Annotated in this window: 27 protein-coding genes; 15 read left to right on the top strand and 12 right to left on the bottom strand. The window is 64.6% G+C overall.

Features of this window, described 5'->3' with window-relative positions; translation table 11 throughout:
* Nucleotides 1–4 precede the first annotated feature (4 nt).
* Genes meaB through LZ012_RS01215 form a run of 3 tightly spaced genes read left to right on the top strand, consistent with a single transcriptional unit; the run spans nt 5 to nt 4612 of the window.
* Nucleotides 5–1027, top strand: a complete 1023-nt coding sequence (gene meaB / locus LZ012_RS01225) for a methylmalonyl Co-A mutase-associated GTPase MeaB (protein WP_275706694.1) — start codon at nt 5–7, stop codon at nt 1025–1027.
* A 24-nt stretch (nt 1028–1051) separates the two neighbouring features.
* Nucleotides 1052–2587 (top strand): acyl-CoA carboxylase subunit beta, encoded by a 1536-nt coding sequence (locus tag LZ012_RS01220; protein ID WP_275706691.1) that lies wholly within the window; start codon nt 1052–1054, stop codon nt 2585–2587.
* 21 nt (nt 2588–2608) lie between these two features.
* Nucleotides 2609–4612: an acetyl-CoA carboxylase biotin carboxylase subunit gene (locus LZ012_RS01215; protein WP_275706688.1), complete on the top strand. Its 2004-nt coding sequence runs from the start codon at nt 2609–2611 to the stop codon at nt 4610–4612.
* Nucleotides 4613–4684: 72 nt separating this feature from the next.
* Here the strand turns inward: LZ012_RS01215 and LZ012_RS01210 are convergent, their stop codons facing one another.
* On the bottom strand, nt 4685–6220 hold the full coding sequence (locus LZ012_RS01210; protein WP_275706686.1) for a hypothetical protein: 1536 nt from the start codon (nt 6218–6220) through the stop codon (nt 4685–4687).
* A 28-nt stretch (nt 6221–6248) separates the two neighbouring features.
* Here LZ012_RS01210 and LZ012_RS01205 point away from each other — a divergent pair, with 28 nt between their 5' ends.
* Nucleotides 6249–6512: a hypothetical protein gene (locus LZ012_RS01205; RefSeq protein WP_275706684.1), complete on the top strand. Its 264-nt coding sequence runs from the start codon at nt 6249–6251 to the stop codon at nt 6510–6512.
* On the opposite strand, the gene napF is transcribed toward LZ012_RS01205, so the two are convergent.
* The 11 genes from napF to LZ012_RS01150 form a co-directional block, all read right to left on the bottom strand.
* Nucleotides 6509–7000: a ferredoxin-type protein NapF gene (gene napF, locus LZ012_RS01200; protein ID WP_275706682.1), complete on the bottom strand. Its 492-nt coding sequence runs from the start codon at nt 6998–7000 to the stop codon at nt 6509–6511. The two genes, LZ012_RS01205 and napF, sit on opposite strands and share 4 nt — an antisense overlap.
* 11 nt (nt 7001–7011) lie before the next feature.
* Entirely contained in the window at nt 7012–7854 is an 843-nt protein-coding gene (ccmI, locus tag LZ012_RS01195; RefSeq protein WP_275706680.1) for a c-type cytochrome biogenesis protein CcmI, read from the bottom strand.
* On the bottom strand, nt 7851–8330 hold the full coding sequence (locus LZ012_RS01190; RefSeq protein WP_275706678.1) for a cytochrome c-type biogenesis protein: 480 nt from the start codon (nt 8328–8330) through the stop codon (nt 7851–7853). The genes ccmI and LZ012_RS01190 overlap by 4 nt, the downstream gene beginning before the upstream one ends.
* Nucleotides 8327–8911: a DsbE family thiol:disulfide interchange protein gene (locus LZ012_RS01185; RefSeq protein ID WP_275706676.1), complete on the bottom strand. Its 585-nt coding sequence runs from the start codon at nt 8909–8911 to the stop codon at nt 8327–8329. Before LZ012_RS01185 ends, LZ012_RS01190 begins: the two co-directional genes overlap by 4 nt.
* Nucleotides 8908–10896: a heme lyase CcmF/NrfE family subunit gene (locus LZ012_RS01180; protein ID WP_275706674.1), complete on the bottom strand. Its 1989-nt coding sequence runs from the start codon at nt 10894–10896 to the stop codon at nt 8908–8910. Before LZ012_RS01180 ends, LZ012_RS01185 begins: the two co-directional genes overlap by 4 nt.
* 2 nt (nt 10897–10898) lie before the next feature.
* Nucleotides 10899–11378: a cytochrome c maturation protein CcmE gene (gene ccmE, locus LZ012_RS01175; protein ID WP_275706672.1), complete on the bottom strand. Its 480-nt coding sequence runs from the start codon at nt 11376–11378 to the stop codon at nt 10899–10901.
* Complete coding sequence (ccmD, locus tag LZ012_RS01170) at nt 11375–11560, bottom strand: heme exporter protein CcmD (RefSeq protein WP_275706670.1); 186 nt, start codon at nt 11558–11560, stop codon at nt 11375–11377. Before ccmD ends, ccmE begins: the two co-directional genes overlap by 4 nt.
* Nucleotides 11557–12303: a heme ABC transporter permease CcmC gene (gene ccmC, locus LZ012_RS01165; protein WP_275706668.1), complete on the bottom strand. Its 747-nt coding sequence runs from the start codon at nt 12301–12303 to the stop codon at nt 11557–11559. Before ccmC ends, ccmD begins: the two co-directional genes overlap by 4 nt.
* On the bottom strand, nt 12300–12968 hold the full coding sequence (gene ccmB / locus LZ012_RS01160) for a heme exporter protein CcmB (RefSeq protein ID WP_275706666.1): 669 nt from the start codon (nt 12966–12968) through the stop codon (nt 12300–12302). The genes ccmC and ccmB overlap by 4 nt, the downstream gene beginning before the upstream one ends.
* 10 nt (nt 12969–12978) lie before the next feature.
* Nucleotides 12979–13593 carry a cytochrome c biogenesis heme-transporting ATPase CcmA gene (ccmA, locus tag LZ012_RS01155; RefSeq protein WP_275706663.1) on the bottom strand — a complete coding sequence of 205 codons (615 nt, stop codon included), beginning with the start codon at nt 13591–13593 and terminating at the stop codon, nt 12979–12981.
* 99 nt (nt 13594–13692) lie between these two features.
* Entirely contained in the window at nt 13693–17829 is a 4137-nt protein-coding gene (locus tag LZ012_RS01150) for an EAL domain-containing protein (RefSeq protein ID WP_275706661.1), read from the bottom strand.
* Between the two features lie 281 nt (nt 17830–18110).
* On the opposite strand from LZ012_RS01150, the gene LZ012_RS01145 reads away from it, so the two are divergent.
* From LZ012_RS01145 to hypA, 11 genes are all read left to right on the top strand, one after another.
* The gene (locus LZ012_RS01145) at nt 18111–19199 is read left to right on the top strand and encodes a hydrogenase small subunit (protein WP_275706659.1); all 1089 of its coding nucleotides are present in this window, start codon (nt 18111–18113) and stop codon (nt 19197–19199) included.
* A gap of 3 nt (nt 19200–19202) precedes the next feature.
* Nucleotides 19203–20993: a nickel-dependent hydrogenase large subunit gene (locus LZ012_RS01140; protein ID WP_275706657.1), complete on the top strand. Its 1791-nt coding sequence runs from the start codon at nt 19203–19205 to the stop codon at nt 20991–20993.
* A gap of 22 nt (nt 20994–21015) precedes the next feature.
* Nucleotides 21016–21720: a Ni/Fe-hydrogenase, b-type cytochrome subunit gene (gene cybH / locus LZ012_RS01135; RefSeq protein WP_275706655.1), complete on the top strand. Its 705-nt coding sequence runs from the start codon at nt 21016–21018 to the stop codon at nt 21718–21720.
* 127 nt (nt 21721–21847) lie between these two features.
* Nucleotides 21848–22462, top strand: a complete 615-nt coding sequence (locus tag LZ012_RS01130) for a HyaD/HybD family hydrogenase maturation endopeptidase (RefSeq protein ID WP_275706654.1) — start codon at nt 21848–21850, stop codon at nt 22460–22462.
* Nucleotides 22462–22764, top strand: coding sequence for a HypC/HybG/HupF family hydrogenase formation chaperone (locus tag LZ012_RS01125; protein ID WP_275706652.1), 303 nt, complete (start codon nt 22462–22464; stop codon nt 22762–22764). The genes LZ012_RS01130 and LZ012_RS01125 overlap by 1 nt, the downstream gene beginning before the upstream one ends.
* Entirely contained in the window at nt 22761–23219 is a 459-nt protein-coding gene (locus LZ012_RS01120) for a thioredoxin domain-containing protein (protein ID WP_275706649.1), read from the top strand. Before LZ012_RS01125 ends, LZ012_RS01120 begins: the two co-directional genes overlap by 4 nt.
* Nucleotides 23216–24079 carry a hydrogenase expression/formation protein gene (locus LZ012_RS01115; RefSeq protein ID WP_275706647.1) on the top strand — a complete coding sequence of 288 codons (864 nt, stop codon included), beginning with the start codon at nt 23216–23218 and terminating at the stop codon, nt 24077–24079. The genes LZ012_RS01120 and LZ012_RS01115 overlap by 4 nt, the downstream gene beginning before the upstream one ends.
* Before the next feature lie 9 nt (nt 24080–24088).
* Complete coding sequence (locus LZ012_RS01110) at nt 24089–24286, top strand: rubredoxin (protein WP_275706645.1); 198 nt, start codon at nt 24089–24091, stop codon at nt 24284–24286.
* 189 nt (nt 24287–24475) lie between these two features.
* Complete coding sequence (gene hybE / locus LZ012_RS01105) at nt 24476–24952, top strand: [NiFe]-hydrogenase assembly chaperone HybE (RefSeq protein WP_275706643.1); 477 nt, start codon at nt 24476–24478, stop codon at nt 24950–24952.
* A complete protein-coding gene (locus LZ012_RS01100) occupies nt 24949–25857 on the top strand; it encodes a hypothetical protein (RefSeq protein ID WP_275706641.1) in 909 nt (302 codons plus the stop codon). Before hybE ends, LZ012_RS01100 begins: the two co-directional genes overlap by 4 nt.
* Nucleotides 25850–26191, top strand: coding sequence for a hydrogenase maturation nickel metallochaperone HypA (gene hypA / locus LZ012_RS01095; protein WP_275706639.1), 342 nt, complete (start codon nt 25850–25852; stop codon nt 26189–26191). The genes LZ012_RS01100 and hypA overlap by 8 nt, the downstream gene beginning before the upstream one ends.
* The last annotated feature ends 3 nt before the right edge of the window (nt 26192–26194 follow it).

Genomic DNA, 26194 nt, shown 5'->3' with positions numbered 1-26194 from the left:
CCGGATGAAGTTGGACGAAGCGCCGGTGCGTGCCAATCTCCTGTCTGAAGTCGACCGGCAACTGGCCGACGGCGTGCTCGCCGGTCAGCGCCGTGCGCTGGCCAAGGCCATCACGCTGATCGAATCGACCCGCGCCGATCATCAGCAGCGGGCGCAGCAGCTATTGACCGCGCTGTTGCCGAACACCGGCAACGCCATCCGCATCGGTATCTCCGGCGTGCCGGGGGCGGGCAAGTCCACCTTCATCGAAGCGCTCGGCGTCTGGCTGATTGAACAGGGCAAGAAGCTGGCCGTGCTGGCCATCGACCCGTCGTCGTCGGTTACCGGCGGTTCCATCCTCGGCGACAAGACGCGCATGGAACTGCTCAGCCAGCGCGAGGAAGCCTTCATCCGCCCCAGTCCGTCGGCCGGTTCGCTCGGCGGCGTCGCCGAAAAGACGCGCGAAGCCATGCTGCTCTGTGAGGCGGCCGGCTACGACGTGATCATTATCGAGACAGTCGGCGTCGGCCAGTCGGAGACGACGGTGGCCGGCATGGTCGACATGTTCTGCCTGCTTCAGTTGCCGAACGCCGGCGACGATCTGCAGGCCATCAAGAAGGGCATCGTCGAAATCGCCGACCTGGTGGTCATCAACAAGGCCGACATCGACAAGCAGGCGACCGCCGTGGTCCGCGCCCAGTGGCGCAACGCGCTGCACATGCTGCGCCCGGCTTCGCCCAACTGGTCGCCGCCGGTCATCGCGCTGTCCGCCCTGCACAAGGAAGGCATCGTCGATTTCTGGGACCAGGTCGAAAAGTACCAGGCCGCTCTCAAGCCGACCGGCGAATTCTCTGCCAAGCGCCAGCACCAGGCCTTGTCCTGGATGTGGCAATTGATCGAATCCGGCTTGCACCAGTATTTCCGTCATCACCCCCGCGTGCAGGAAAGCCTGCCCGCCTTCACCCGTTCCGTCGAGGAAGGGCATACGACTCCGGCTGCTGCCGCGTATGCACTGCTCGACTACCTCAAACACCAGGCTTCAAATTAGTCGTAACTCAGAGGGAGTTTTTTTATGCACGACATCATTCGCCAGCTTGAAAAAAAGCGTGAACTGGCCCGCCTCGGCGGTGGCCAGAAGCGCATCGACAGCCAGCACAAGAAGGGCAAGCTGACGGCCCGTGAACGCATCGAACTGCTGCTCGATCCGGGCTCGTTCGAAGAATGGGACATGTTCAAGGAGCACCGCTGCGTCGATTTCGGCATGGACCAGGCCGAAAAGACCCCGGGCGACGGCGTCGTGATCGGCTATGGCACCATCAACGGCCGTCTGGTCTTCGTTTTCTCGCAGGACTTCACCGTGTTCGGCGGCTCGCTGTCGGAAACCCACGCCGAGAAGATCTGCAAGGTCATGGACCAGGCAATGAAGGTCGGCGCTCCGGTGATCGGTCTTAACGACTCGGGCGGTGCGCGTATCCAGGAAGGCGTTGCTTCTCTGGGCGGCTACGCCGACGTGTTCCAGCGCAACGTGATGGCCTCCGGCGTCGTGCCGCAGATTTCCATGATCATGGGCCCCTGCGCCGGCGGTGCGGTGTATAGCCCGTCGATGACCGACTTCATTTTCATGGTCAAGGACTCGTCCTACATGTTCGTGACCGGCCCGGAAGTGGTGAAGACCGTGACCCACGAAGACGTGACCGCCGAGGAACTGGGCGGTGCCGTGACCCACACCAGCAAGTCCGGCGTCGCCGACCTGGCCTTCGAGAACGATGTCGAAGCGCTGTCCATGCTGCGCCGCTTCATGAACTTCGTGCCGGCCAACAACAAGGAAAAGCCGCCGGTCACCCCGACCAACGATCCGGCCGACCGCATGGACCATTCGCTCGACACCCTGGTTCCGGACAACGCCAACAAGCCGTACGACATGAAGGAACTGCTGATCAAGGTCGTCGACGACAGCGACTTCTTCGAACTGCAGCCGGACTACGCCAAGAACATCATCATCGGTTTTGGCCGCATCGACGGCCATCCGGTCGGCATCGTCGCCAACCAGCCGCTGGTGCTGGCCGGCTGCCTGGACATCAAGTCCTCGATCAAGGCTGCCCGCTTCGTCCGCTTCTGCGACGCCTTCAACATTCCGGTCGTCACCTTCGTCGATGTGCCGGGCTTCATGCCGGGTACCACCCAGGAATACGGCGGCATCATCAAGCACGGCGCCAAGCTGCTCTACGCCTACGCCGAATGCACCGTGCCCAAGGTCACCGTGATTACCCGCAAGGCCTACGGCGGCGCCTATGACGTGATGTCCTCCAAGCACCTGCGCGGCGACGTCAACCTCGCCTGGCCGTCGGCTGAAATCGCCGTCATGGGCCCGAAGGGAGCAGTGGAAATCATCTTCCGCGAAGAGAAGAACGATCCGGAAAAGCTGGCCCAGCGCGAAGCCGAGTACAAGGAAAAGTTCGCCAACCCGTTCGTCGCCGGCGCCCGCGGCTTCATCGACGACGTCATCATGCCGCACGCCACCCGCAAGCGGATCGCCCGCTCGCTGGCCATGCTGCGCGACAAGAAACTCGACAATCCGTGGCGCAAGCACGGCAACATTCCTCTGTAAGCGTCAGGGAGAAAAAGGAATATGTTCACCAAGATTCTGATCGCAAACCGCGGCGAAATCGCCTGCCGCGTCATCAAGACCGCCCGCAAGATGGGCATCAAGACCGTTGCTGTTTACTCAGAGGCTGACAAGGATGCCTTGTTCGTCGATCTGGCCGACGAAGCCGTCTGCATCGGTCCGGCTGCGTCGAAAGAGTCCTATCTGGTTGCCGACAAGATCATCGCTGCTTGCAAGCAGACCGGTGCTCAGGCCGTCCATCCGGGTTACGGCTTCCTGTCGGAAAACGCCGCGTTCTCGCGTCGTCTGGAAGAAGAAGGCATCAAGTTCATTGGTCCGAAGCACTACTCCATCGCCAAGATGGGCGACAAGATCGAGTCCAAGAAGCTGGCCATCGAAGCCAAGGTCAACACCATCCCCGGCTACAACGATGCCATTGACGGCCCCGACGCCGCCGTGGAAATCGCCAGGAAGATTGGTTATCCGGTCATGATCAAGGCTTCCGCTGGCGGTGGCGGCAAGGGTCTGCGCGTTGCCTACAACGATGCCGAAGCGCACGAGGGCTTCTCGTCCTGCGTCAATGAAGCGCGCAACTCCTTCGGCGACGATCGCGTCTTCATCGAAAAATACGTGCTGGAACCGCGCCACATCGAAATCCAGGTACTCGGCGATTCGCACGGTAACTACGTGTATCTGAACGAGCGCGACTGCTCGATCCAGCGCCGTCACCAGAAGGTCATCGAAGAGGCGCCGAGCCCCTTCGTCGATCCCGAAATGCGCAAGGCGATGGGCGAACAGGCCGTGGCCCTGGCCCGTGCGGTGAATTACGAATCGGCCGGTACGGTCGAGTTCGTCGTCTCCGGCGCGACCAAGGAGTTCTACTTCCTGGAAATGAACACCCGCCTGCAGGTCGAACACCCGGTCACCGAACTGATCACCGGCCTCGACCTGGTCGAGCAGATGATCCGTGTTGCCTACGGTGAAAAGCTGCCGCTGACCCAGGCTGACGTCAAGATCGACGGCTGGGCCATGGAATGCCGGATCAATGCCGAAGACCCGTTCCGCGGCTTCCTGCCCTCCACCGGCCGTCTGGTCAAATTCCAGCCGCCGAAGGAAATTCCCGGCCAGGTGCGCGTCGATACCGGCGTCTACGACGGCGGCGAGATCTCGATGTTCTACGACTCGATGATCGCCAAGCTGATCGTGCACGGTGCGACCCGTGAGCAGGCGATTTCCCGCATGCGCGATGCGCTGAACGGCTTCGTGATTCGCGGCATTTCGTCGAACATCCCGTTCCAGGCCGCGCTGATGCAGCATCCGGTCTTCCATTCCGGTATTTTCGACACCGGCTTCATCCCCAAGCACTACCCGACCGGCTTCGACGCCTCGATGGTGCCGCACGATGACCCGGCCCTGCTGGTTTCCGTCGCCGCCTACGTCTATCGCGCCTTCACCGACCGTTCCGCCTCGATCACCGGCCAGTTGCAGGGCCACGAGCGTATCGTCGGCGACAACTGGTGCGTGGTTCGCCTGAGCCCGAACGGCAACGAGAACCACTCGGTTGTCGCCCGCCCGATTGACGGCGGCTATCACGTCGAATACCAGGGCAAGACCTACGAAATCCTGTCCGACTGGAAGCTGGGTGAATCGCTGTTCACCGGCACCTGCAATGGCGAGGAATTTACGCTGCAGGTCGAACGGCACAAGACCAAGTACAGCCTGTTCCACTGGGGCACCCGGGCCGATTTCATGGTCATGAGCGCCCGTGCCGCCGAACTGCTCGCGCTGATGCCCGAGAAGCCCGCGCCCGACCTGTCCAAGTTCCTGCTGTCACCGATGCCCGGCCTGCTCCGCGAAATCGCGGTCAAGGTCGGCCAGGACGTGAAGGCCGGCGAGAAGCTGGCGGTCATCGAAGCCATGAAGATGGAAAACATCCTCAAGGCCGAGCAGGACTGCAAGGTCAAGAAGATCTCGGCGGCGGTCGGCGAAAGCCTGTCGGTCGATCAGGTCATCATCGACTTCGAGTGATCGATACGGCCGCCTTCGGTGGCCCATCAATCCCCGGAAAGCCCGCCGCTCGGCGGGCTTTTTATTGCCGATTTATTGCCAGCTAACGGCGTAGCGCACGAAATCGACGCCGCGTTCGAGCACTTCGGTCGGCAGCAGATGGGCCAGGGCGGTGCCCTGGAAGCTGAGCCCGATGTCCAGGCGGACCGCCGCGTTGGCCGGCACCAGCAGCGAGTACTGCTTGCCCTCATGCATCAGGAACGCCGGAGTGACCGGCTGATTGCGCTCCTGGCCAGGCTTGCGTACCAAGCGGCCGGCTTCGACCGGATCGGCATACCATTTCAGGCTGGCGCTCAAGGTGCCGCTGGTCGTCGCCTGCAGGCCGAGCAGGACGCCCAGGCGCGGCTTGTCGCCGGCTATCGTCGCCACCAGGCAGGGGGCGAGGCGGCGGGCGCCCTCGGCATCGGCGGCGCGCACCGCCTTGCCATCGACCAGTATCCATTTCTCGCTCGGCACGTCCAGCCGCTTGACGCTGGTCGGCATGGTCGACACCCGGTCGAAGCCGAACATGGCAACGCGCTGGTGGGCCAGCGAGGCGCTGCCGGCTTCCAGGGAGGCCGCAGGGCCTAGTGCTTCACCGGTCAGCACATTGAAGGCATGCTCCGGGCCGAAGGCCAATTCGATTTCGCCTACTTCGGTCGACGGGGACTCGCTATGGATTTCCAGGCTGGCCTCAAGGTCGCGGAGCAGGCGAATACAGGCGGCACCGGACAGTTCGCGTCCGAGCTTGAGGGATTCGGGGGATTCGCCGGACTGCAGGGCGGCAATGCGCTGGTCGATCTTGCGCACCACCTTGCGCACTTCCAGCCAGCGCGGCACGCCTTCCGGCAGCGGGCCGCCGAACAGCGGTGTCAGGTCCACCGAATGCGCCTTCGGATCGTCGTCGGGCATGGACTGGAAACCGGTCAGTTCGCGCCAGCGGCTGATCGCCCGGTTGGCGACGGTGAGTTGCGCCGCCGACAGACGATAGGGGTCGATCAGGCGCAGCATGAAGGCCCAGGCCAGATGCCCGGCAATATTGGATTCGCCGAGGTGGCGAAAGTCCGGGTCGGGCAGGGCCTGGCGCAGCACGCCGCTGCTCTCGGCCTGATCGAGCACGCTGAACAGCAGGCGATCGATCAGCACCGGGCATTCGCGCGCTGCCTGGAAATGGCAATACTGGGCCATGCGGAAGGCGCAGGCGGCGCGATGCAGGGGCAGGCATTTGTCGGCCGGCGGAAAATGCGGGGCCAGGCGCAGATAGGCGACGCCGAGGCGCAGCCACAACTTCTGGGCGAGTTCGAAACAGCGTTCGTCGTCGGCGGGCATCGGCAAGGCTTTGCGGACGTAGCGCGATTCGATGGCGTTCTGGCCGGGAACGGCGGCCGTGCGCAACAGATTGAGCAGCTCGACGGCCAGCGCCGGGGGTAACATGGCGCCTTCGATGGCGTCGATCTGCTCGCCGATGGCGTTCAGCATGTGCGTCGGCTGCGTCTGTGGCTGGACGGCCAGCCAGGCTTTGGCCGAGGGCCGGTCATGGAAGGCCGGGGCGACGTCGGTGCGGGGCTCGGGCAGGGTTAACCATTGCATGTGAACATTCTCCGGGATAGCGGAAAAAATGAGCGGTTTCGAACATTATGATCGCGAATTACGCGAGTTAGACAACGAGATTCGTCACTATGCTGCGCTCTGTCGCGTCGATCTAGCCAACCGGCCCGAAGTCGAGGCCTGTCTGCGTCGGCATCACGACAATTGGGTCAACGACAAGGCACGCGAATCCCTGCACGGATTGCTGGTCCTGCGTATCAAGCTGGAAACGGAAATGGTCGAACTGGGGTTCGCGCCGCCGCCGCTGGTGCCGCCTGCTGCGACTACGCCCTAACTCTGAGCTGGCTGGCTGATGGTGATCGCCACCGTCGGGCAGGGCGCAACGCAGGCGCCGCAGCCGGTGCATTTGTCCGCATCGATTTCCGGTAGCGGGCTGCCGCCCAGGCGCGGCGCAAAGCGGATGGCCCGGGCATCGCAGAAATCGCCGCACACCCGGCATTCGACACCCTGGCGCGGCAGGCAGTCCTCGCCGATGGCGGCCTTGTAGGGCCATGCCGGCTGCCCGTCGTGGCGAACCAGCGCCTTGGGCTGGCAGGCCGTGACGCAGTCGCCGCAGAAGGTGCATTCGCCTTCGCGGAAATCGACGGTCGGGTAGCCGCCGTCGCCCGCGATCAGAATATGGGTCGGGCAGGCCGCGATGCACGCGTTGCAGCGCGTGCAGGCATCGATGAAGCCGGCTTCCGGCAAGGCCCAGGGCGGCCGTTTTTCGGCCTTCGGGCGCGGTCGGCCGCGAAAGAAGGCGCGGCGGGAAAGGTCGACCACGCGCCCGCTCCTTACTTCTCGGCCTTCATCTTGTCGATGCCGCTGCGCAGCATCTGGTCGATTTCCGAGCCGGGTTCGACCTGCGGCAGCAAGGCCTCCCAGTAGGCGATGCCCTTCTTCTTGTCGCCGCTTTCCATGGCGGCGGCGCCGGCCAGGAACAGGCTGTGGGCATGCTTGGGATCGATCTTCAGGGCTTTTTCGACCAGCTGCGCCGGCTTGCCCTTCAAACCCTTGCCTTCGGCCATGGCCACGGTTTCGGCGTAGTTCGCCAGCACGTCGGGGTTCTCGTCGACCAGCGGGCCACTGGCCTTGCCGTAGGCATCCGCCGCTTCGGCGTAGCGGCCCATGGACTTGTAGGAACGGGCCAGCATCAGCCAGCCTTTCGGGTCGTCAGGATTGGCTTTCAGGCGCTCGGCCAGCTTGGCGACCATGCCTTCGATCTGCTCCGGCGTGACTTGCGGTTGGGCGACCGTTTGCGTCGGGTCGAGGGCACGCGGATTGCCGAGGATGCCATAGCCGAGCAGGCCGATGATGGGCAGCAGGAGCAGCAGGGCAATGGCGGTCTTGCGGGTCGGTGCATGCGAGGCCGGCGTCGCTTCATCGGGGGCCGGCTCCACTTCCTCGAGCAGGCGGCGCTGCAGTTCGCGCTTGGCCTGGTCGAAATCGGCGTCGGCCAGCGACCCTTCGGTCTTTTCGCGTTCCAGTTCGGCCAGCTGGTCGCGCAGGATGGCCAGGTTGGCCGTCTTGCGATCGGCCAGGGCCTTTGGCGCACGCAGGCCGAGCCACAACGGCGGCAAGACGAAGGCGGCAACCACCACGATAAGCAGGGTGGCAAAAATGGCGAACTGGGTCATTTGTTATCGAGTTCCTTGAGCAGCGCCTCGGCGCGGCTGGCCTCATCGGCGGACAGCGGCTGGTCCTGGGCGGCGACGCGCTCCGCGCGGCGGCGCTGGTAGGCGACCAGGGCGACGATGCCGAAGATCAGTAGGGCGACCGGGCCGCCCCACAGCAGCAGGGTATTGCCCTGCACCGGCGGCCGGTAGAGGACGAAATCGCCGTAGCGGGTGACCATGAAGTCGATGATTTCCTTGTCGCTCTTGCCGGCCTTGATCATGCCGCGGATTTCGCGGCGCAGATCCTGGGCCAGTTCGGCGTTGGAGTCGGCGATGTTCTGGTTCTGGCAGACCAGGCAGCGAAGTTCCTCGGACAGGCCCTGCAGGCGCTTTTCGGCGACCGGGTCGTCGGCCAGCGCGGCTTCCGTGGCGGTGGAGGCGAAGGAGGGAGCGTTCAGTGCCAGTCCGAGCAGCAGGGCTACGGCCAGGCGCTTCATTTGTTCAGCTCCGCGAGCAGCGGCAGGATCTTCTGGGTCAGTGCTTCCGGCGTGATCGGGCCGGTGTGCTTCATGCGGATGATGCCAGCCTTGTCGATGACGTAGGTTTCCGGCACGCCATAGACGCCGTAGTCGATGCCGACGCGGCCGTCGATGTCCATGACGGTCAGCTTGTACGGATTGCCATGCTGTCCGAGCCATTGATTGGCGCGCTGGAAGGCGAGTTTCTTTTCGGCGTCGGCCGGCATCTTGCTCATGTCGAATTCGCCGTCGCCGCGCACTTCCTTGTAATTGAGGCCGATTAGCGGCACGTCCACCTTTTTGGAGAATTCGACGAGGACAGGGTGTTCCTGCCGGCAGGAAACGCACCACGAGGACCAGACGTTGAACAGCCAGACTTTGCCCTGCATGTCCTTGGGGCTCAGCGTCTTGTCCGCTTCGGCCAGCTGGTTCAGCGTGAATTCGGGAGCCGGCTTGCCGACCAGCGGCGACGGTACGTCGCGCGGGTTCAGGTTGAGGCCGACGGCGAGCAGCGCAACGAGGGCGGCAAAGCCGCCGAGGATCCAGTAATAACGGTTCATGCTTGTTGGGTTCCGGTGGGCAGGGTGGCGGCGGCGCGCGCCTTGACGCGGTAGCGACGGTCGAGCATGGCCAGCAGGCCGCCGAATGCCATCAGCACGCAGCCGCCCCAGATCCAGTCGACGTAGGGTTTGTAATAGACGCGGACGGCCCATTCGGCTTCCGGCTTGTCGCGATCAATCGGTTCGCCGAGCGAGACATAGACGTCGCGCAGGAAACCGGCATCGATCGAGGCTTCGGTCATCGGCATGGCCGACGAGTGGTAGTTGCGCTTCTCGGGATTCATCTTGCGCAGGAATTTGCCGTCCTTCGCCAGGTCGAAGTCGCCTTGGGCGGCAACGTAGTTCGGACCCTCGACCGCCTTCACGCCGTTGAAGGTGAAGTGGTAGCCGGCGACATCGACCGACTGGCCGGGGGCCAGCTTGATGTCCTTTTCGTCCTGATAGCTACCGACCATGGTGACGCCGACGACGAACACGGCGATGCCGATGTGCGCCAGGTGCATGCCGATGAAAGTGCGCGGCTGGCTGAGGACGGTAGCCATCAGGCCGCGACCGGCCCGGGTGTGCTGGACGCGTTCGATGAAATTGAGGGCGGCGGTGGCGACAACCCAGCCGGCGAGCAGCAGGCCGAGGGCGGTCATCGCATGCCAGGTGCCGTAGATCATTGGCAGGGCGACGGCGACGACGGCACCGACGGCGAGCGCCCATTTGACGGCCTTGGCGATTTCCGGAATCGACGCCTCCTTCCAGCGGGCGAAGGGACCGACCCCCATCAGGAACAGAATGGGCGTCATGACCGGCACGAAGACGGCGTTGAAGTACGGCGGGCCGACCGAAATCTTGCCGACGCCCAGTGCGTCGATCAGCAGCGGGTACAGCGTGCCGAGCAGCACGGTGGCGCAGGCGACGACGAGCAGCACGTTATTGGTGAGCAGCAGCGATTCGCGCGAAATCAGGCCGAAACGCCCGCCCAGGCCGACCTTCGGGGCACGGGCGGCGAACAGCGCGAGCGACGAGCCGATCACGGCGACCAGGAAGAGCAGGATGAAGATGCCGCGCCGCGGGTCGGTGGCGAAGGCATGCACCGAGGTCAGAACGCCGGAACGGACCAGGAAAGTGCCGAGCAGCGACAGCGAGAAGGCGGCGATGGCCAGCAGCACGGTCCAGTTCTTGAAGCTGCCGCGCTTTTCGGTGACGGCCAGCGAGTGGATCAGCGCCGTGCCAACCAGCCAGGGCATGAACGAGGCGTTCTCGACCGGGTCCCAGAACCACCAGCCGCCCCAGCCCAGCTCGTAATAGGCCCACCACGAGCCCATGGCGATACCCAGGGTCAGGAAAATCCAGGCGGCCATGGTCCACGGCCGCGACCAGCGCGCCCAGGCCGCGTCGAGCTTGCCGGAAAGAAGGGCGGCAATGGCGAAGGCGAAGGCCACCGAGAAGCCGACGTAGCCCATGTAGAGCAGCGGCGGATGGATGACCAGGCCCGGGTCCTGGAGCAGCGGATTGAGGTCGCGGCCTTCGGCGGCGCCCGGCAGCAGGCGCTCGAACGGGTTGGAGGTGACCAGGATGAAGAGCAGGAAACCGAAACCGACCAGACCCAGGGTGCCGAGGACGCGGGCGACCATGTTTTCCGGCAGCTGGCGCGACAGCATGGCGACCATGAAGGCCCACCAGCTGAGCATCAGGATCCACAGCAGCAGCGAGCCTTCGTGGCCGCCCCAGACGCCGGCGACGCGGTACTGGATGGGGAGCAGCGAATTGGAGTGCTGGGCGACGTAGACCACCGAGAAGTCATTGGCGACGAAGGCCTGAGTCAGGCAGGCGAAGGAAAAAGTGATCAGCAGCGCCATCGCCGTGGCCGCCGGGCGGGCGACGGCGACCCAGGTCATGCGGTTCTGGTGGGCGCCGATCAGCGGCAGGGTACCGAGGACCAGGGCGACCAGTGCGGCGAGGATGAGGGCGAAATGGCCAAGTTCGGGAATCATGCTCAGTAGCTCGCTTTCGGTTGGCTGACCGACGACGGCGAGACGTGCTTGGTCGCCGCTTTCTGGGCGTCGTCCACCGCCTTGGCAGCTTCCGGCGGCATGTAGTTCTCGTCGTGCTTGGCCAGCACTTCGCTGGCCGTGAAGCTGCCGTCGGCTGCCATCTTGCCTTGGGCGACGACGCCTTTGCCTTCCTTGAACAGGTCGGGGAGGATGCCCTTGTAATGGACGGTCATGTCCTTGGCGGTGTCGGTGACGACGAAGGCGATGGTGACGCCGTCGGCTTGCCGCGCCAGGCTGCCTTCCTTGACCAGGCCGCCGATGCGGAAGGCCTTGCCCTGCGGCGCCTTGCCTTCGGCGACGTCGGTCGGCGAAATGTAGAGGGCGATGTTGCTGTTCAGCGCATTGAGGACGAGCGCGGCGATGATGCCGACGATGGCCAGGGCGCCGCCGATCAGGGCGAGTTTCTTGTGACGTGATTTCATTCGCTGCTTCTGCTTTCTGCGCGGATCTGGCGCTTCAGACGGGCCTTGGTGGCCTTTTGATTGCGGGCGACGACGATCGGTTCAACGGCCATGATCAGCACATTGACGCCGAAGGAGCCCCAGACGTAAAGACCATAGCCGCCCATGGCCAGGAAGTCGGACAAACTGTTCCAGTAGATCATCGGGCGGCCCCTTCCAGTTCGGCCTTGACCCAGTCGGTGTGCCGCTCGCGGTCGAGCATGATGGTGCGCACACGCATGAAGGCGACAGCGACCGAATACATCCAGAAGCACAGGGCCATGAGCAGCATGCCGTAGAGCATGGTGGTGGCCATCGACGACTTGGTCAGGTTGACGCTGGAGCCCTGGTGCAGGGTGTTCCACCACTTGACCGAAAAATAGATGATGGGGACATTGACCACGCCGACCAGCAGAAGCAGGCCGCCGGCCTTGTCGGCCCGGCGCGGGTCGTCGATGGCGGCAGTCAGCGCCATGTAGCCGATGTACAGGAAGAGCAGGATCAGTTCGGAGGTGAGACGGGCATCCCACACCCACCAGGCACCCCACATCGGCTTCCCCCACAGGGCGCCGGTCCAGAGCGACAGGAAGGCCATCAGGGCGCCGGTCGGCGCCAGGGCCTGGGCCATCATGCCCGATAGCCGGGTGTTGAAAGCGAGTCCGATGGCAGCCCAGAAGGCCATGACCAGGTAGATGAACATCGACATCCAGGAAGCCGGGACGTGGATGAAGATGATGCGGTAGCCCTCGCCCTGCTGGAAGTCGGTAGGGGCGACCAGCATGCCGAGGTAGAGGCCGGCCAGGCCGAAGACGAGCGATGCGGCGGCGAACCAGGGAATCAGCTTGCCGGCCAGCGGGTAGAAGGTGGCCGGCGCGGCGTATTTGTAGAGATTGAAGCGGTCAGTCATTCGAGGGCGATCTTCAAGGCGGCGGCCGAGGCCCAGGGGGCGAAGCCGAGTGAAGCGAAAGTCATGGCGGCCAGCAACGACAGGTGTCCTTCCCCCCCGAGCCCGGACATCGTCGCGTCAACCGCGCCAGCGCCGAATATTAGCACCGGGATGTACAAGGGCAGCACGAGCAGCGACAGCAGCACGCCGCCGCCGCGCAGGCCGAGGGTCAGCGCGGCACCGATGGCACCGATGCCGGACAGCGCCGGGGTGCCGAGCAGGATGGCGCCGGTCAGCACCAGCAGCGCATCGTTCGACAAGTCGAACTGGATGCCGAGTACCGGTGCGATCAGGGCCAGTGGCAGGCCGGACACCAGCCAGTGGGCGATCACCTTGCCGGTGACCACCAGGCCGAGCGGGTGTGGCGCCAGGGCCAGTTGTTCGAGCGTGCCGTCGCGATGGTCGTCGGCAAACAGACGGGGCAGCGACAACATCGTCGCCAACAGGGCGGCCACCCACAGCACGCCGGGGGCCAGCTTGCGCAGCAGGTCGGCTTCCGGGCCGATGCCAAGCGGGAACAGGCTGACGACGATGACGAAGAAGAACAGGGCCGAAACGATGTCGGCCTGGCGGCGCATGGCCAGCTTGAGGTCGCGGCCGATGACGGCCAGGATGATTTTCAGCATGGCGGCGGCCTCAACTGAGCTTCAGTTCGCGCACGGTGCCGGCGGCGATGCCGACCAGCTGGTGCGTGGTCATCACGGCCAGGCCGCCGCGCTGCAGGTGGCCCGAAATGATGCCGGCCAGCCAGTCGACGGCGGCGACGTCGAGGGCGACGAAAGGCTCGTCGAGCACCCACAGGGGGCGGCGCTCCTTGACCAGGCGGGCCAGCGCGACGCGGCGCTTCTGGCCTTGCGACAGGTATTTGCAGGCAAGATCCTCGCGGCCGGCCAGGCCGACCTGCTCCAGCGCGTCGAGCGCGTCGTCCTCGGACAGCGTTTCGTCGGCGAGATGGGCCGCGGCGAGCAGGTTCTCGAGCGGAGTCAATTCTTCCTTGATGGCGTTCAGGTGGCCGAGGTAGCACAGGTCGGCGCGGAAATCCTCGCCGCTACTGCGGATGGACTGGCCCTTCCAGCGGATTTCGCCGGCTTCCGGCGGCAGCAGGCCGATGATCATGCGCAGCAAGCTGGTCTTGCCGGCGCCGTTGCGGCCTTGCAAATAGAGCAGTTCACCTGCGTCCAGCTTGAAGCCGAGGCCGGCGAACAGGCGGCGCTCGCCACGCACGCATTCCAGATTGTCAGCTTCGAGCATCAGGGAAAAACCGAAAGAAATCAGGCGCAAATTATGAACGCGCAAGTGTACCGGCAGATTGATGATCATCAAACAAAAACGGGCGAGAAAAACCGCCCCTTAGCGCCGACGGACCGGGGCGGCGATTAGCACTTCGGCCTGTATCTGCTGGAAGCATTCGGTCAGCTGGTCATTGGCGCTGCGCAGCGCCAGTTCCAGCGCCAGCAGGTCGGCGGTGCCGCCGATGCGCCGGCGATGCAGCAATTCGCGGGCGCTGTCGTGCACCTGGGCGTGCAGGGCGGGAATCTGCTGGAAGGCCGCGATGGCGGCGTAGCGCTGGTTGCCGGCATCGTTCAGCCAGTGGGCAAAACGGCAGGCGTCGGCGGCGACCGGCGGCGGGCTGGCGGTTCCCGTCGTATAGTCGAGGTAGGCGTACAGCGCGCGGGTCCACCGCTTGTGATCGACTTCGGCGATCAGCATGGGCAGGTCGTCGCGCGACCAGTTGAAGGCGGTCGCCAGGTTCCACAGCTCGTCGGGCTGGAACTGGCGCATCCAGGCCGGGATGTCGTCGGCCGGCATGGGCCGGGCGATGCCGAAGCCCTGTGCCATGTCGCAGCCGAGCAGGAGCAGCACCAGGCCGTGCTCGACGGTCTCCACTCCTTCGGCGATGACCGAGCGGCGGAAAGCCTGGGTCAGGCCGATGACGCCTTCGACGATGGCCAGGTCGTCCGGATTGTCCAGCATGTCGCGGACGAAGGACTGGTCGATCTTGAGCAGGTCTGCCGGCAGGCGGCGGAAATAGGTCAGCGACGAATAACCGGTGCCGAAGTCGTCGAGCGCGAAACTGACGCCCAGGGCGCGGCATTCGGCGAACAGGGCGGCGCTGGTGTCGATGTCCTCGAGGGCCGCCGTTTCGAGCACTTCCAGTTCGATCCGTTGCGGCGACACGCCGGGGTAGCGGGCGAGCAGCTCGCCCAGGCGTCGGCAGAAGTCCGGATGCTGCAGGTGATTGCCGGAAATGTTGATGCTGACCGCCAGATCGATGCCGTGCTGGTGCCGCCAGGTGTCGATCTGGCGCAGCGCTTCGTTGATCACCCAGTCGCCGATTTCGACGGCTGTCTCAGCGCCGTCCAGGAAAGGCAGGAAGGCATCGGGCAGGAGCAGGCCGCGCTCCGGATGTTGCCAGCGAATCAGGGCCTCGGCGCCGATGACGGTGCCCTGGCGCATATTGACCTTGGGCTGGTAGAACAGGCGGAATTCGCCGGCGGCGAGGCCCTGGCGGATGCGTCCGATTTCGTCGCGGCGGGCCTTGGCCCGCCGGTCGCTTTCCGGGTCAAACAGGTGGTAGCGGTTGCGCCCGGCCTGCTTGGCGGCGTACATCGCCTGGTCGGCGTGGCGGAGCAGGGTGTCGGAATCCGAGCCGTCATGCGGATAGAGGGTGACCCCGATGCTGGCCGAAATGGTCAGTTGCCGCTGCGACACGAGGAAAGGCTTGGCCAGGGTGCCGAGAACGCGGGCCATGGCATGCTCGCATTCGCGCAGGTCCTCGAGGTCGGACAGCAGCAGCACGAATTCGTCGCCGCCCAGGCGGGCGACCGTATCGCCCGCCCGCACGCAGCTCTTCAGGCGCTGGGCGACGTCGATCAACAGGTAGTCGCCGACGCCGTGGCCGTATTCGTCATTGATCGGCTTGAAATTGTCGAGGTCGAGGTAGCAGACGGCCAGCATCTTGCCGCTGCGCTCGGTCTGCGCCTTGGCCAGCTGCAGCCGGTCGCCGAGCAGCATGCGGTTCGGCAGCTGGGTCAGGGCGTCGAAATGGGCCAGGTGTTCGAGGCGTTGCTGGTGCTGCTTGATCAGCGTGATGTCGGAAAAGATGGCGACGAAGTGTGAAATGGCCCCTTCCCGATTGCGTACGCTGGAGATGTTGAGTTGTTCGACGAAAATCTCGCCCGATTTCTTGCGATTCCAGATTTCGCCGCGCCAGTAGCCGTCACGCCGAATCTGCTGCCACATGTCGTCGTAGAAGTTGGCTTCATGATGCCCGGATTTGAGCAGGTCCGGCGTCTGGCCAATGGCTTCGGCCCGCGAGTAGCCGGTCAGTTCGGTGAAAGTGCTGTTGACCTCGACGATCTTGCCGGCCTCGTCGGTGATCATGATGCCTTCGTGGGCATTGTCGAAGACGCTGGCCGCCAGGCGCTGCCGCTCTTCGGCCTGCAGGCGTTCGCTGATGTCCTGGGCGATGGCGATCAGCGCGGGTTTCTCGTCCCAGTAGCCGTTGGCGATCCGGATTTCGACCATGATCTGCTCGCCGTTGGCGCGCAGGATGGGCAGCGGACAGCTCAGGCGGCGGTCGGCGATCAGGTCGGCCATACTGTCTTCGGCCAGCTGGCGCAGATTTTCCGGGTGCACCGCGACAATCGGCTTGCCCTTCAGGATGTCCGGACCGTAGCCCAGCGTTTCGGCGGCGGCGCGGTTGTAGTAGAGGACGGTGCCGTCTACGTCGAGGATGAAGATGAAATCGGTCAGCGTATCGAAAATGCCGCTCAGGTTCTGCTGCAGGCGGCGGGATTCCGCCTGCGCCGCCAGGCGGTGCAGGGTTTGCCCGAAGTAGCTGCTGAGGATTTCCAGCGAGCGCAGGGTGGCCGGCGAAGTATGCGCAGTGAGCCTGCTGGCGAGGAGCAGGCAGGTGTCCGGCTGGCCGTCGCGCAGGATGGGCAGTTGCACGACGCTGCGGAAACCGTCCTGGTGCAGGGGCGAGGCGTCGATCAGGCCGCTGCCGGTCGGCAGGGCCTCGTCTTCGGCCGACAAGCAGGCCGGCCGGCCCAGGCTGGCCTGGCGGGCGAACGGGCTGTCGGCGGCAAAGAGCAGTGCCTGGTGGACGAATTCGGGCGACAGCCCTTCGTGGCTTAGCAGGCCGTAGCTGCCGTCGGGCAGGGCGCGATAGATGCCGCCGGCGCTGAATTCCGGAAAGCGCAGCATGGCCTTGAGCAGGACGCTGGTCAGGTGCTCGCGGTCGAGCCCGATGGCCAGGCTTTGCGCCAGGTCGTGCTCGATTTCCAGGCGCAGGGCCGTGTTCTTGCGTTCCGAAATGTCCTGTGCGAAGCCGACGGTGCCCAGCAGGTTGCCGGCCTCGTCGATGACGGGGGCCTTGTAGGTCTCGTGCCAGACGGCCTGATCGCCGACGACGATGGGTTCGACGACGATCTTGTTCTGGCGCGTCGCCATCACCTCCGTGTCGTCGCGGCGATAACGGGTGGCCAGGTCGAGCGGCCAGACGTCGAGGTCGGTCTTGCCGATCAGTTCGTCGGTGGTCGGCCGGCCCGAGGCTTCGGCATAGGCCCGGTTGGCGGTCAGGATGCGCGATTCGGTGTCCTTGAGCCAGACCAGGAAAGGGAAGTTGTCGAGTAGTGCGCGCTGGTAGCGCTCGCGGAGCGCCGTTTCTTCCAGTAGCTGCTCGCGAGACAGAGCCAGGGATTTGCGCTCGCTCAGCGCGCCATCGATCAGGTCGAGCTTGAGCGGGCTCATCAGGGCGTGTTCGGAGAGCAGGCCGACCAACTGGCCCTGGTCATCCACCACGGTCAGGTGGCGGATGCCGTGGTCGAGCATGCGCTGGGCGGCTTCGGACAGCGGCTGGTCGGCCCCGATGCTGACGGTCGGGCTGGTCATCACGGCGGCCAGCGACGGATTGTCGTCGCCGCTCAGGAAGAGGCGCACCACGTCGTGCTCGGTGACGACGCCCAGCGGCCGGCGGCCGTCGACGACCACGGCACAGCTGCCGTGCACGGCTTCCATGGCGATCAGCGCGTCGTCGAGCGCCGCGTCGGCCGGCAGGCGCGGGAAAGACTGCTCCATCAGGCTGTCGACATTGTTCAGGTGCATGAAGAAGTCGGGGCCGAGGTGCTTGCGGAAGTCCGATTCGTTGACGATGCCGAGCGGCCGGCCGGCTGGGTCGGTGACGACGATGCGCCGGATGTCGAGGCTGGCGGCCTGGCGGTAGGCTTCGCGGAAATCGGTATCGGCAGTGACGCTGTGCACCGGCCGGCTCATCAGGTCGCCGACGCTTTGTTCAGGCGAACCGTGCTGACGCATGACACGCAGCAGGTCGCGTTCGGTGATGATGCCGGCGGCGACCCCGCCGTCGACCACGATGACCGATGACGTGCCGGTCTGCAGCATGCGCGCCGCCACCTCGCGCAGGCTGACGCCGGGCGACACCTGGTCACTGTGGTTGCTGAGCAGCGCGATTATCTTGGGCACGCATTCCCTCCTCGAGGGGCATTCTAGAACCCCTGCCCCAGCCACGCGCTGACGCCGATCAAAGAAGCATGCGTGCCGGTGTCGGGGTGCTGGTGGAATGCTGGTTTGCAGGTTGGAAGGATGCTTTTCAGGCGCGGTCCTGGCGCGTCCTTCGCCATTGGTTGGTCTGTGTGTCGAATGCGCATTGATTTATATCAACAAATCTGCAGTTGGCGCGGGCGTGGCACACGCCTTGCGTTAGCGCTTCCCACCACGCGACAAAACGAACGGGGGAAAGACAAGTGACCGAGACATTCTATGAAGTGCTGCGCCGCCAGGGCATCACCCGGCGCAGTTTCCTGAAATTCTGCAGCCTGACGGCGACTTCGCTCGGCCTGGGCTCCGCCGCCGCACCGCGCATCGCCCATGCGCTGGAAACCAAGGCCCGCACGCCGGTCATCTGGCTGCATGGCCTGGAATGCACCTGCTGCTCCGAATCCTTCATCCGCTCGGCGCACCCGCTGACCAAGGATGTCGTGCTCTCCATGCTCTCCCTCGACTACGACGACACGCTGATGGCGGCCGCCGGCCACCAGGCCGAGGCGATCATCGAAGAGGTCAAGAAGAAGTACAAGGGCAACTACATCGTCGCCGTCGAGGGCAACCCGCCGCTCAACGAGGACGGCATGTTCTGCATCCACGGCGGCCGCCCATTCGTCGAAGTGCTGAAGGAAACCTGTGCCGACGCCAAGGCCATCATCAGCTGGGGGGCCTGTGCCTCCTACGGCTGCGTGCAGGCCGCCAAGCCCAACCCGACCCGCGCCACGCCGGTGCACAAGGTCATTTCCGGCAAGCCGATCATCAACGTGCCGGGCTGCCCGCCGATCGCCGAAGTCATGACCGGCGTCGTCACCTACATGCTGACCTTCGACCGCATTCCCGAACTCGACCGTCAGGGCCGGCCCAAGATGTTCTACGGCCAGCGCATCCACGACAAGTGCTATCGCCGCGGCCACTTCGACGCCGGCCAGTTCGCTGAAGCCTGGGACGACGAGGGGGCGCGCAAGGGTTACTGCCTGTACAAGATGGGCTGCAAGGGGCCGACCACCTACAACGCCTGTTCGTCGATGCGCTGGAACGGCGGCGTCAGCTGGCCGGTGCAGTCCGGCCACGGCTGTATCGGCTGTTCCGAGGAAGGCTTCTGGGACAAGGGCAGCTTCTACGACCGCGTGACCTCGATCACGCCGTTCGGTGCCGAAGCGAACGCCGACTCCATCGGCAAGGCCGCCGCCGGCACCGTCGGCGCCGCGATTGCCGCCCATGCCGCCGTGACGGCACTGGCCCGCGCCCGCCAGAAGGCCGGTGAGACAGAAGAAAAGAAGGGGGAATAATTCATGGCAGCTTACGAAACCCAAGGCTTCAAGCTCGACAACTCCGGCAAGCGCGTCGTCGTCGACCCGGTCTGCCGCATCGAGGGCCACCTGAGGGTGGAAGTGAACCTCGACGACAAGAACGTCATCCGCAACGCCGTATCGACCGGCACCATGTGGCGCGGTCTGGAAGTGATTCTCAAGGGCCGCGATCCGCGCGACGCCTGGGCCTTCACCGAACGCATCTGCGGCGTGTGCACAGGCACCCATGCGCTGACCTCGGTGCGCGCCGTCGAGGATGCGCTGAAGATCCAGATTCCGGAAAACGCCAACAGCATCCGCAACATCATGCAGCTCAACTTGCAGGTGCATGATCATCTGGTGCACTTCTACCATCTGCACGCGCTCGACTGGGTCGATGTGGTGTCGGCGCTGAAGGCCGATCCGAAAGCCACCTCAACGCTGGCCCAGAGCATCTCTAAGTGGCCGCTGTCGTCGCCGGGCTATTTCCGCGACATCCAGAACCGCCTGAAGAAGTTCGTCGAATCCGGCCAGCTCGGCCCCTTCATGAACGGCTACTGGGGTAACCCGGCCTACAAGCTGCCGCCGGAAGCCAACCTGATGGCTGTCGCCCACTACCTCGAAGCGCTCGATTTCCAGAAGGACATCGTCAAGGTCCATACCATTTTCGGCGGCAAGAACCCGCACCCGAACTGGTTGGTCGGCGGCGTGCCCTGCGCCATCAACCTGGAAGGTGTCGGTGCCGTCGGTGCCGTCAACATGGAGCGGCTGAACCTGGTCAAGAGCATCATCGACCGCTGCATCGAATTCACCGAGCAAGTCTACATCCCCGATCTGATCGCCATCGCCAAGTTCTACAAAGGCTGGCTGTACGGCGGCGGCCTGTCGTCGAAGAACGTCATGTCCTACGGCGACATCCCGGACAAGGCCAACGATTACTCGGCCGGCAACCTGATGCTGCCGCGCGGCGCCATCATCAACGGCGACCTCTCCAAGGTGCATGACGTCGATCTGCGCGACGTCGAGCAGGTACAGGAATTCGTCGCCCACTCCTGGTACAAGTACCCGGACGAGACCAAGGGCCTGCACCCGTGGGACGGCGTCACCGAGCCGAGTTTCGTACTCGGCCCGAACACCAAGGGGACCAAGACCAACATCAAGGAACTCGACGAAGGCGGCAAGTATTCGTGGATCAAGGCGCCGCGCTGGCGCGGTCACGCCATGGAAGTCGGCCCGCTGGCCCGCTACATCATCGGCTACGCCCAGAAGAATCCGGAGTTCAAGGAGCCAGTTGACGCCCTGCTCAAGGAACTCGACGTGCCGGTCACCGCGCTGTTCTCGACCCTCGGCCGCACTGCGGCGCGCGGTCTGGAATGCGGCTGGGCGGCGCACAAGATGTCCTACTTCTTCGACAAGTTGATGGCCAACCTGAAGGCCGGCGATCTGAATACGGCGAACATCGAGAAGTGGGAGCCGAGCACCTGGCCGAAGGAAGCCAAGGGCGTCGGCTTCACCGAAGCGCCGCGCGGTGCGCTGGGCCACTGGATCAAGATCAAGGACACCAAGATCGACAACTACCAGTGCGTCGTGCCGACCACCTGGAACGGCGGTCCGCGCGACCACAAGGGCCAGATCGGCGCCTTCGAGGCTTCGCTGATGGACACCCCGGTGGCCAAGGCCGACGAGCCGCTGGAAATCCTGCGCACCCTGCATTCCTTCGATCCCTGCCTGGCCTGCTCGACGCACGTGATGAGCCCGGACGGCCAGGAAATGACGTCGGTCAAGGTCCGCTGAGCGGTCCGGAAAGGAGGCTGAAATGCTCTCTCAACAGGACATGCTGGAGGCCGAACGGCACGGTAAACAGGTCCGTTCGATCTATGTCTACGAAGCCCCGGTGCGCTTGTGGCACTGGATCAACGCGCTGTGCATGGTGGTCCTGGCGGTGACCGGCTACTTCATCGGCAAGCCCCTGCCGACGGTGCCCGGCGAGGCGGCGGAAAATTTTCTGATGGGCTACATCCGTTTCGCCCATTTCGCCGCCGCCTACATCTTCGCCGTCGGGCTGCTCGGCCGCATTTACTGGGCCTTCGTCGGCAACCACCACGCCAAGCAGATCTTCAAGCTGCCGATCACCAATCCGCAGTGGTGGAGCGAGGTTTTCTTCGAGTTGCGCTGGTATCTCTTCCTAGAAAAGACTCCGAAGAAATACGTCGGCCACAACCCGATGGCGCAGCTGATGATGTTTTTCTTCTTCACGGTACTCGCTGTCGGCATGGTGTTCACCGGCTTCGCGCTGTACAGCGAAGGCGCAGGTGTCGGCAGCTGGCAGGACGCGCTGTTCGGCTGGGTGATTCCGGCGCTCGGCGGCTCCATGCAGACGCACAATTTCCACCGTCTGGGCATGTGGATCATGATGACTTTCGTGCTGGTGCATGTCTACGCGGCGATCCGCGAGGACATCATGAGTCGGCAGTCGCTGATCTCGACGATGGTCTCCGGCTGGCGGATGTTCAAGGAATGATGGCCATGCCTGTCGTGCGGTTGTCGCGCCGTCTGCGCCTGGCGTCAGGACGGGATTAAAGGTTTACCTTGCGTTTGCCCCGGCGTGCATTCCCATGTGCCCGGGGCGTTTTTTTCAGAGGTTGCGAATGAATACCAAACGCATACTGGTTCTCGGCATCGGCAACATCCTGTGGGCCGACGAGGGTTTTGGCGTGCGCTGCGTCGAGGCGCTCAATGCCGGCTGGTCGTTTCCGGACAACGTGACGCTGATGGACGGCGGCACGCAGGGCCTGTATTTGCTGCCCTACGTGCAGGAGGCCGACTGCCTGCTCGTCTTCGACGCCGTCGACTACGGCGATGCGCCGGGCGACCTGCGCGAGGTGGTCGGCGATCAGGTGCCGCGCTTCATGGGCGCCAAGAAAATGAGCCTGCACCAGACCGGCTTCCAGGAAGTGCTGATGGCGGCCGAGCTGACCGGCAAGCTGCCGAAAGAACTGGTGCTCATCGGCGTCCAGCCGGAAGAACTGGAAGACTACGGCGGCAGCCTGCGCGACATCGTCAAGGCGCAAATGGTGCCGTCTTTGAATCTGGCGCTCGACTGGCTGGAACGTTGGGGGGCCGAGGGGCGGATACGCCACGACATCGCCGCCGACCTGACCGACCGCGCCCTGGCCATCGACGTCTACGAAGGCGAGCGGCCGCCGGCCGATCAGGCCTACCGTCTCGGCGACGCCCGCTTCCTGAATCTCGAGGCCGCCTGATGTGCCTCGGTATCCCTGCCCGGGTCGTCGAATCCGGCGAACACTTCGCCCGCTGCGCCAGCCGCAACGGCGAGCTGCGCGTCGATCTCAGCCTGGTCGGCATCCAGTCGCCGGGCGCCTGGCTGCTGGTCTTTCTCGGTGCCGCTCGCGAAGTCATTGCGGATGAGCGGGCCGCCGCCATCAATGCCGCGCTCGATGCGCTCGACGCGGCCCAGTCCGGTGCCACCGATTTTTCCGCCTTCTTCGCCGATCTCGACCGCGAACCCCAACTGCCCGAATTTTTAAGGAGCCAAACATCATGAGCCTCCAACTGTCTCCCGGCCCGACCTCCCTCGATCGCCTGTACACCGCCATCGGCCGCATGCAGGTCAAACACAATTTCCGCTGCCTGACCGAAACCGATTCCGAATTTCCGGCTGGTCTGGCTGCCCTGCTGGTCACTGAAGATCCCCAGCGCAACCTTGAAGTCCTCGACGCTTGCGTGATCCTGCCCGAGGCGCTCAAGCCGCTCGGCGACCGGATTTCCCGCCTGGTCGCCGGGCCCGAAACGGCACCGGCCCTGATGCAGAAATACGGTATCGCCCGGGCGCCGGCCGTCGTCTTTCTGCGCGATGGCGAGTATGTCGGTTCGCTGAACGGCATCCGCGACTGGAACGAGTATCAGGTCGAGGTCGACCGCCTGCTCTCCGGGCCGGCCCAGCCGAAACCCATCGGCATTCCCGTTCGCGTCGCCACACAACAAGGAGCCTGCGCATGAACCCGTCCACGATGCGTCCTTTCCCGATTTCCGTCGTCGCCATGGGTCCCGGCTCGCAAGGCGAGGAAGCGCCCGATTACCTGCCCATGCCCAAGGGCATGGATACCTTCCACCAGCCGCGTCTGCCGGACAATGCGTCGCCCGAAGCCATCGCCCAGGCCGCCCGCCTGCTCGGCCTCTTCCTCGAAGGTGCTAGCCAGGCCGGCATGGCCGGCGGTGCTCGGCTCGACCTGCTCGGGCTGGAGGCCGGCGTGCGCGACGTCATCAACCAATCCATGGGTTTCGGCGAGGTGAGTGCCTTCACCACGGCCCCGGAGCACTGGCGCGTGCAGGAAACGGCCTTTGCCGGCATCTGGCGCGTGCTGAAGGTGGCCGACGACGGTGCGATGATCGTTGACCGACTGGAAACCGGCGCCATTCCCGAGGTGCTGACCGATGCCATGCAGCGCACAGCGGCCGGCGAGTTGCCGGCCCCGGACTACCCGGCCGGTTGCATGAACGCCCAGGCCCTGGTCGAGGAAATCCGCATGCAGGCGGCGGCTTACCGCGCCGGTCAGTCGGCACACATCATCAACCTGAGCCTGCTGCCGGTGTCCGACGCCGACCTCGATACCCTGTACGGCTGGCTCGGCCACCGCGAGGTTTCGCTGCTGTCGCGCGGCTACGGCAATTGCCGGATTACCAGCACGCGCCTGAAGAACGTGTGGTGGGTGCAGTACTTCAACAGCATGGATGCGCTGATCCTCAATTCGATCGAAGTTATCGGCATGCCTGACGTGGCGCTGGCCGCCGACGAGGATTTCGCTGACTCCGTTGAGCGCCTGAACGAATACCTCGACATGATGGCGGAGCCCGCCTAAGCTTCGTCTATGCGATTCGAAGGTTCACATCTCGGGGTCAAACCGGACGACCGGCTTGAATGCGGCATCTGCTGGTGGGTTTACGACCCAGAGCAGGGCGATGACGTGCGCGGCATTCCGCCGGGCACCTCGTTCGCCGACTTGCCGGACGACTGGTGTTGTCCGGGTTGCGATGCGCCTAAGCATAAATTCATGGTGACCGAATGAGCAGGGAGCAAGGCTCCAAGGCCTGCCTTGGAGTGCGACCGCCCGCGAATGAGGTCCGAGCCCTCCTGGGACCGTATTCTCCGATAGCTGATTCGCCGGAGATGTCGCGTGTTCATTGTGAGTGGAGGGCGGAATGAGCAGGAAGCAAGGCTCCAAGGCCGCTTGGCGTCCCGCAGCGAGGATAGCCGCATGAAAATCTGGACGGCCGACCCATCGTCCGAACTGGTCGCCGTGTTTTCCGATATTGCCCAAACCCGCATGCATGACGTGCCGATCTGCAATCCTGCCTTATGCGTCGAGGCTGTCGGGTTCCAGCGCACGCCGCACGGACATTGGGCTGGCGTGATGATCACGCCGTGGGCCATCAACCTGCTCTGTCTGCCTAGCGAAGCTGATGCTTGGCCAGCTCTGCTGGCCTGCGCCAAGTACGACTGGCATTTTGCGTCGGGCGATTACGAATTCACCGTCGCCGACGAAGAGCGCCTTGGCAACTACCACCTGTGTTCGCTGTTTTCGCCGGCCTTCGAGTTCCCGACCCAGGAGCAGGCGCGGCTGACGGCGCTGGCCGTTGCCCATGCCCTGCACGCCGAGCCCATGGCCGTGCCGGAACAAGTGCCTGCCGCTGCGGCACCCAGCCGCCGCGCTTTTCTCGGATTGGGACGATGACCTCGGCCGGCCAACTGCTCGTGCGCGCTACCTACGCCGACGAGGCCCTGCGCGATATCGTCGTCGACCTGCAGCGGCCGTCGGTAACCCGCCTGTTCATCGGGCAGCTGCCCGACGTGGTGATCAAGACGGTGCCCTACCTGTTCACGCTGTGCGCCCATGCCCAGCGGGTGGCGGCGCAGGCGGCGGTGAATGTGGCGCTGGGCGAGACGCCGCGCACCCCGGACCATGCCGAACTGTGGATCGAGGTGCTGCATGAGAACCTGTGGCGCCTGCTGCTTGACTGGCCGCCGGCCGTCGGCTTGCCGCCGGCCAAGGATGCTTTCATCGCCTGGCGGGGGAGCCGCAATGGCGACGAGGTGGTCGCCACTACTCGCCGTCTGACCGACGAGGTCGTCAAGCCGTTGGCCGCCGACTGCCTGGCCCTCCTGGAGGTGGCGGCGGGTGATGGCGATCAGCGTACCCAGCGGCCGGCGGTCCTGGCGCCGGAATCCTGGCTCGACTACTGGCAGGGCATGCGGGCGCAGATGCCTGCCCTGCCTTTGCCGGACTCCATTCCGGCCCTCTATCGGGCGCGCTTGGCCGAGGTCGATGGCGCGCTGGCCGCGCTGGTCGAGCATCGGCCCTTCCCCATTGCTTCCGCCGGCGGCGCCGGCTGGGGTGTCGGTCAGACCCTGACGGCGCGCGGTGTGCTCACTCATGCCGTTCATGTCGTCGATGGCGAAGTGGTCCGTTACCGGGTCCAGGCACCGACCGACAGCCTGTTCGCCGATGCCCGGCCGCTGGCGGGACTGCTCGCCAATCGCCGATTTGTTACGCTGGATCAAGCACGGCAGGGGATGGATCAGGCGATACTGGCGCTTGATCCTTGTCTGCCTTATACCGTGGAACTGCAAGATGCATGAAATGTCGCTCGCCGAAGGCGTGCTGCAACTGGTCGAAGATACCGCCAAGCGGGAGAGTGCCCGGCGGGTGAAGCTGGTGGTGCTGGAAATAGGCCGCATGTCGTCGGTCCAGCCCGAGGCCCTGCGCTTTTGTTTCGATGCCGTGACCCGCGACAGCATCGCCCAAGGGGCCGTGCTGGAAATCGTCGATGTGCCGGGGGTGGGCTGGTGCATGCCGTGCGCCGAGACGGTGCCGATGACCGAGCTGTATGGCGCCTGCCCGAAGTGCGGCAGCCATCAGGTGCAGGCGACCGGCGGGACCGAGATGCGGGTCAAGGAAATCGAGATCGAATAATCA

Source organism: Dechloromonas hankyongensis, assembly GCF_022012295.1.
GTDB classification, from domain to species: Bacteria; Pseudomonadota; Gammaproteobacteria; order Burkholderiales; family Rhodocyclaceae; genus Azonexus; species Azonexus hankyongensis.
Note: the sequence above shows the minus strand (reverse complement) of the source record. Positions and strands in the feature narration are given on the sequence as shown.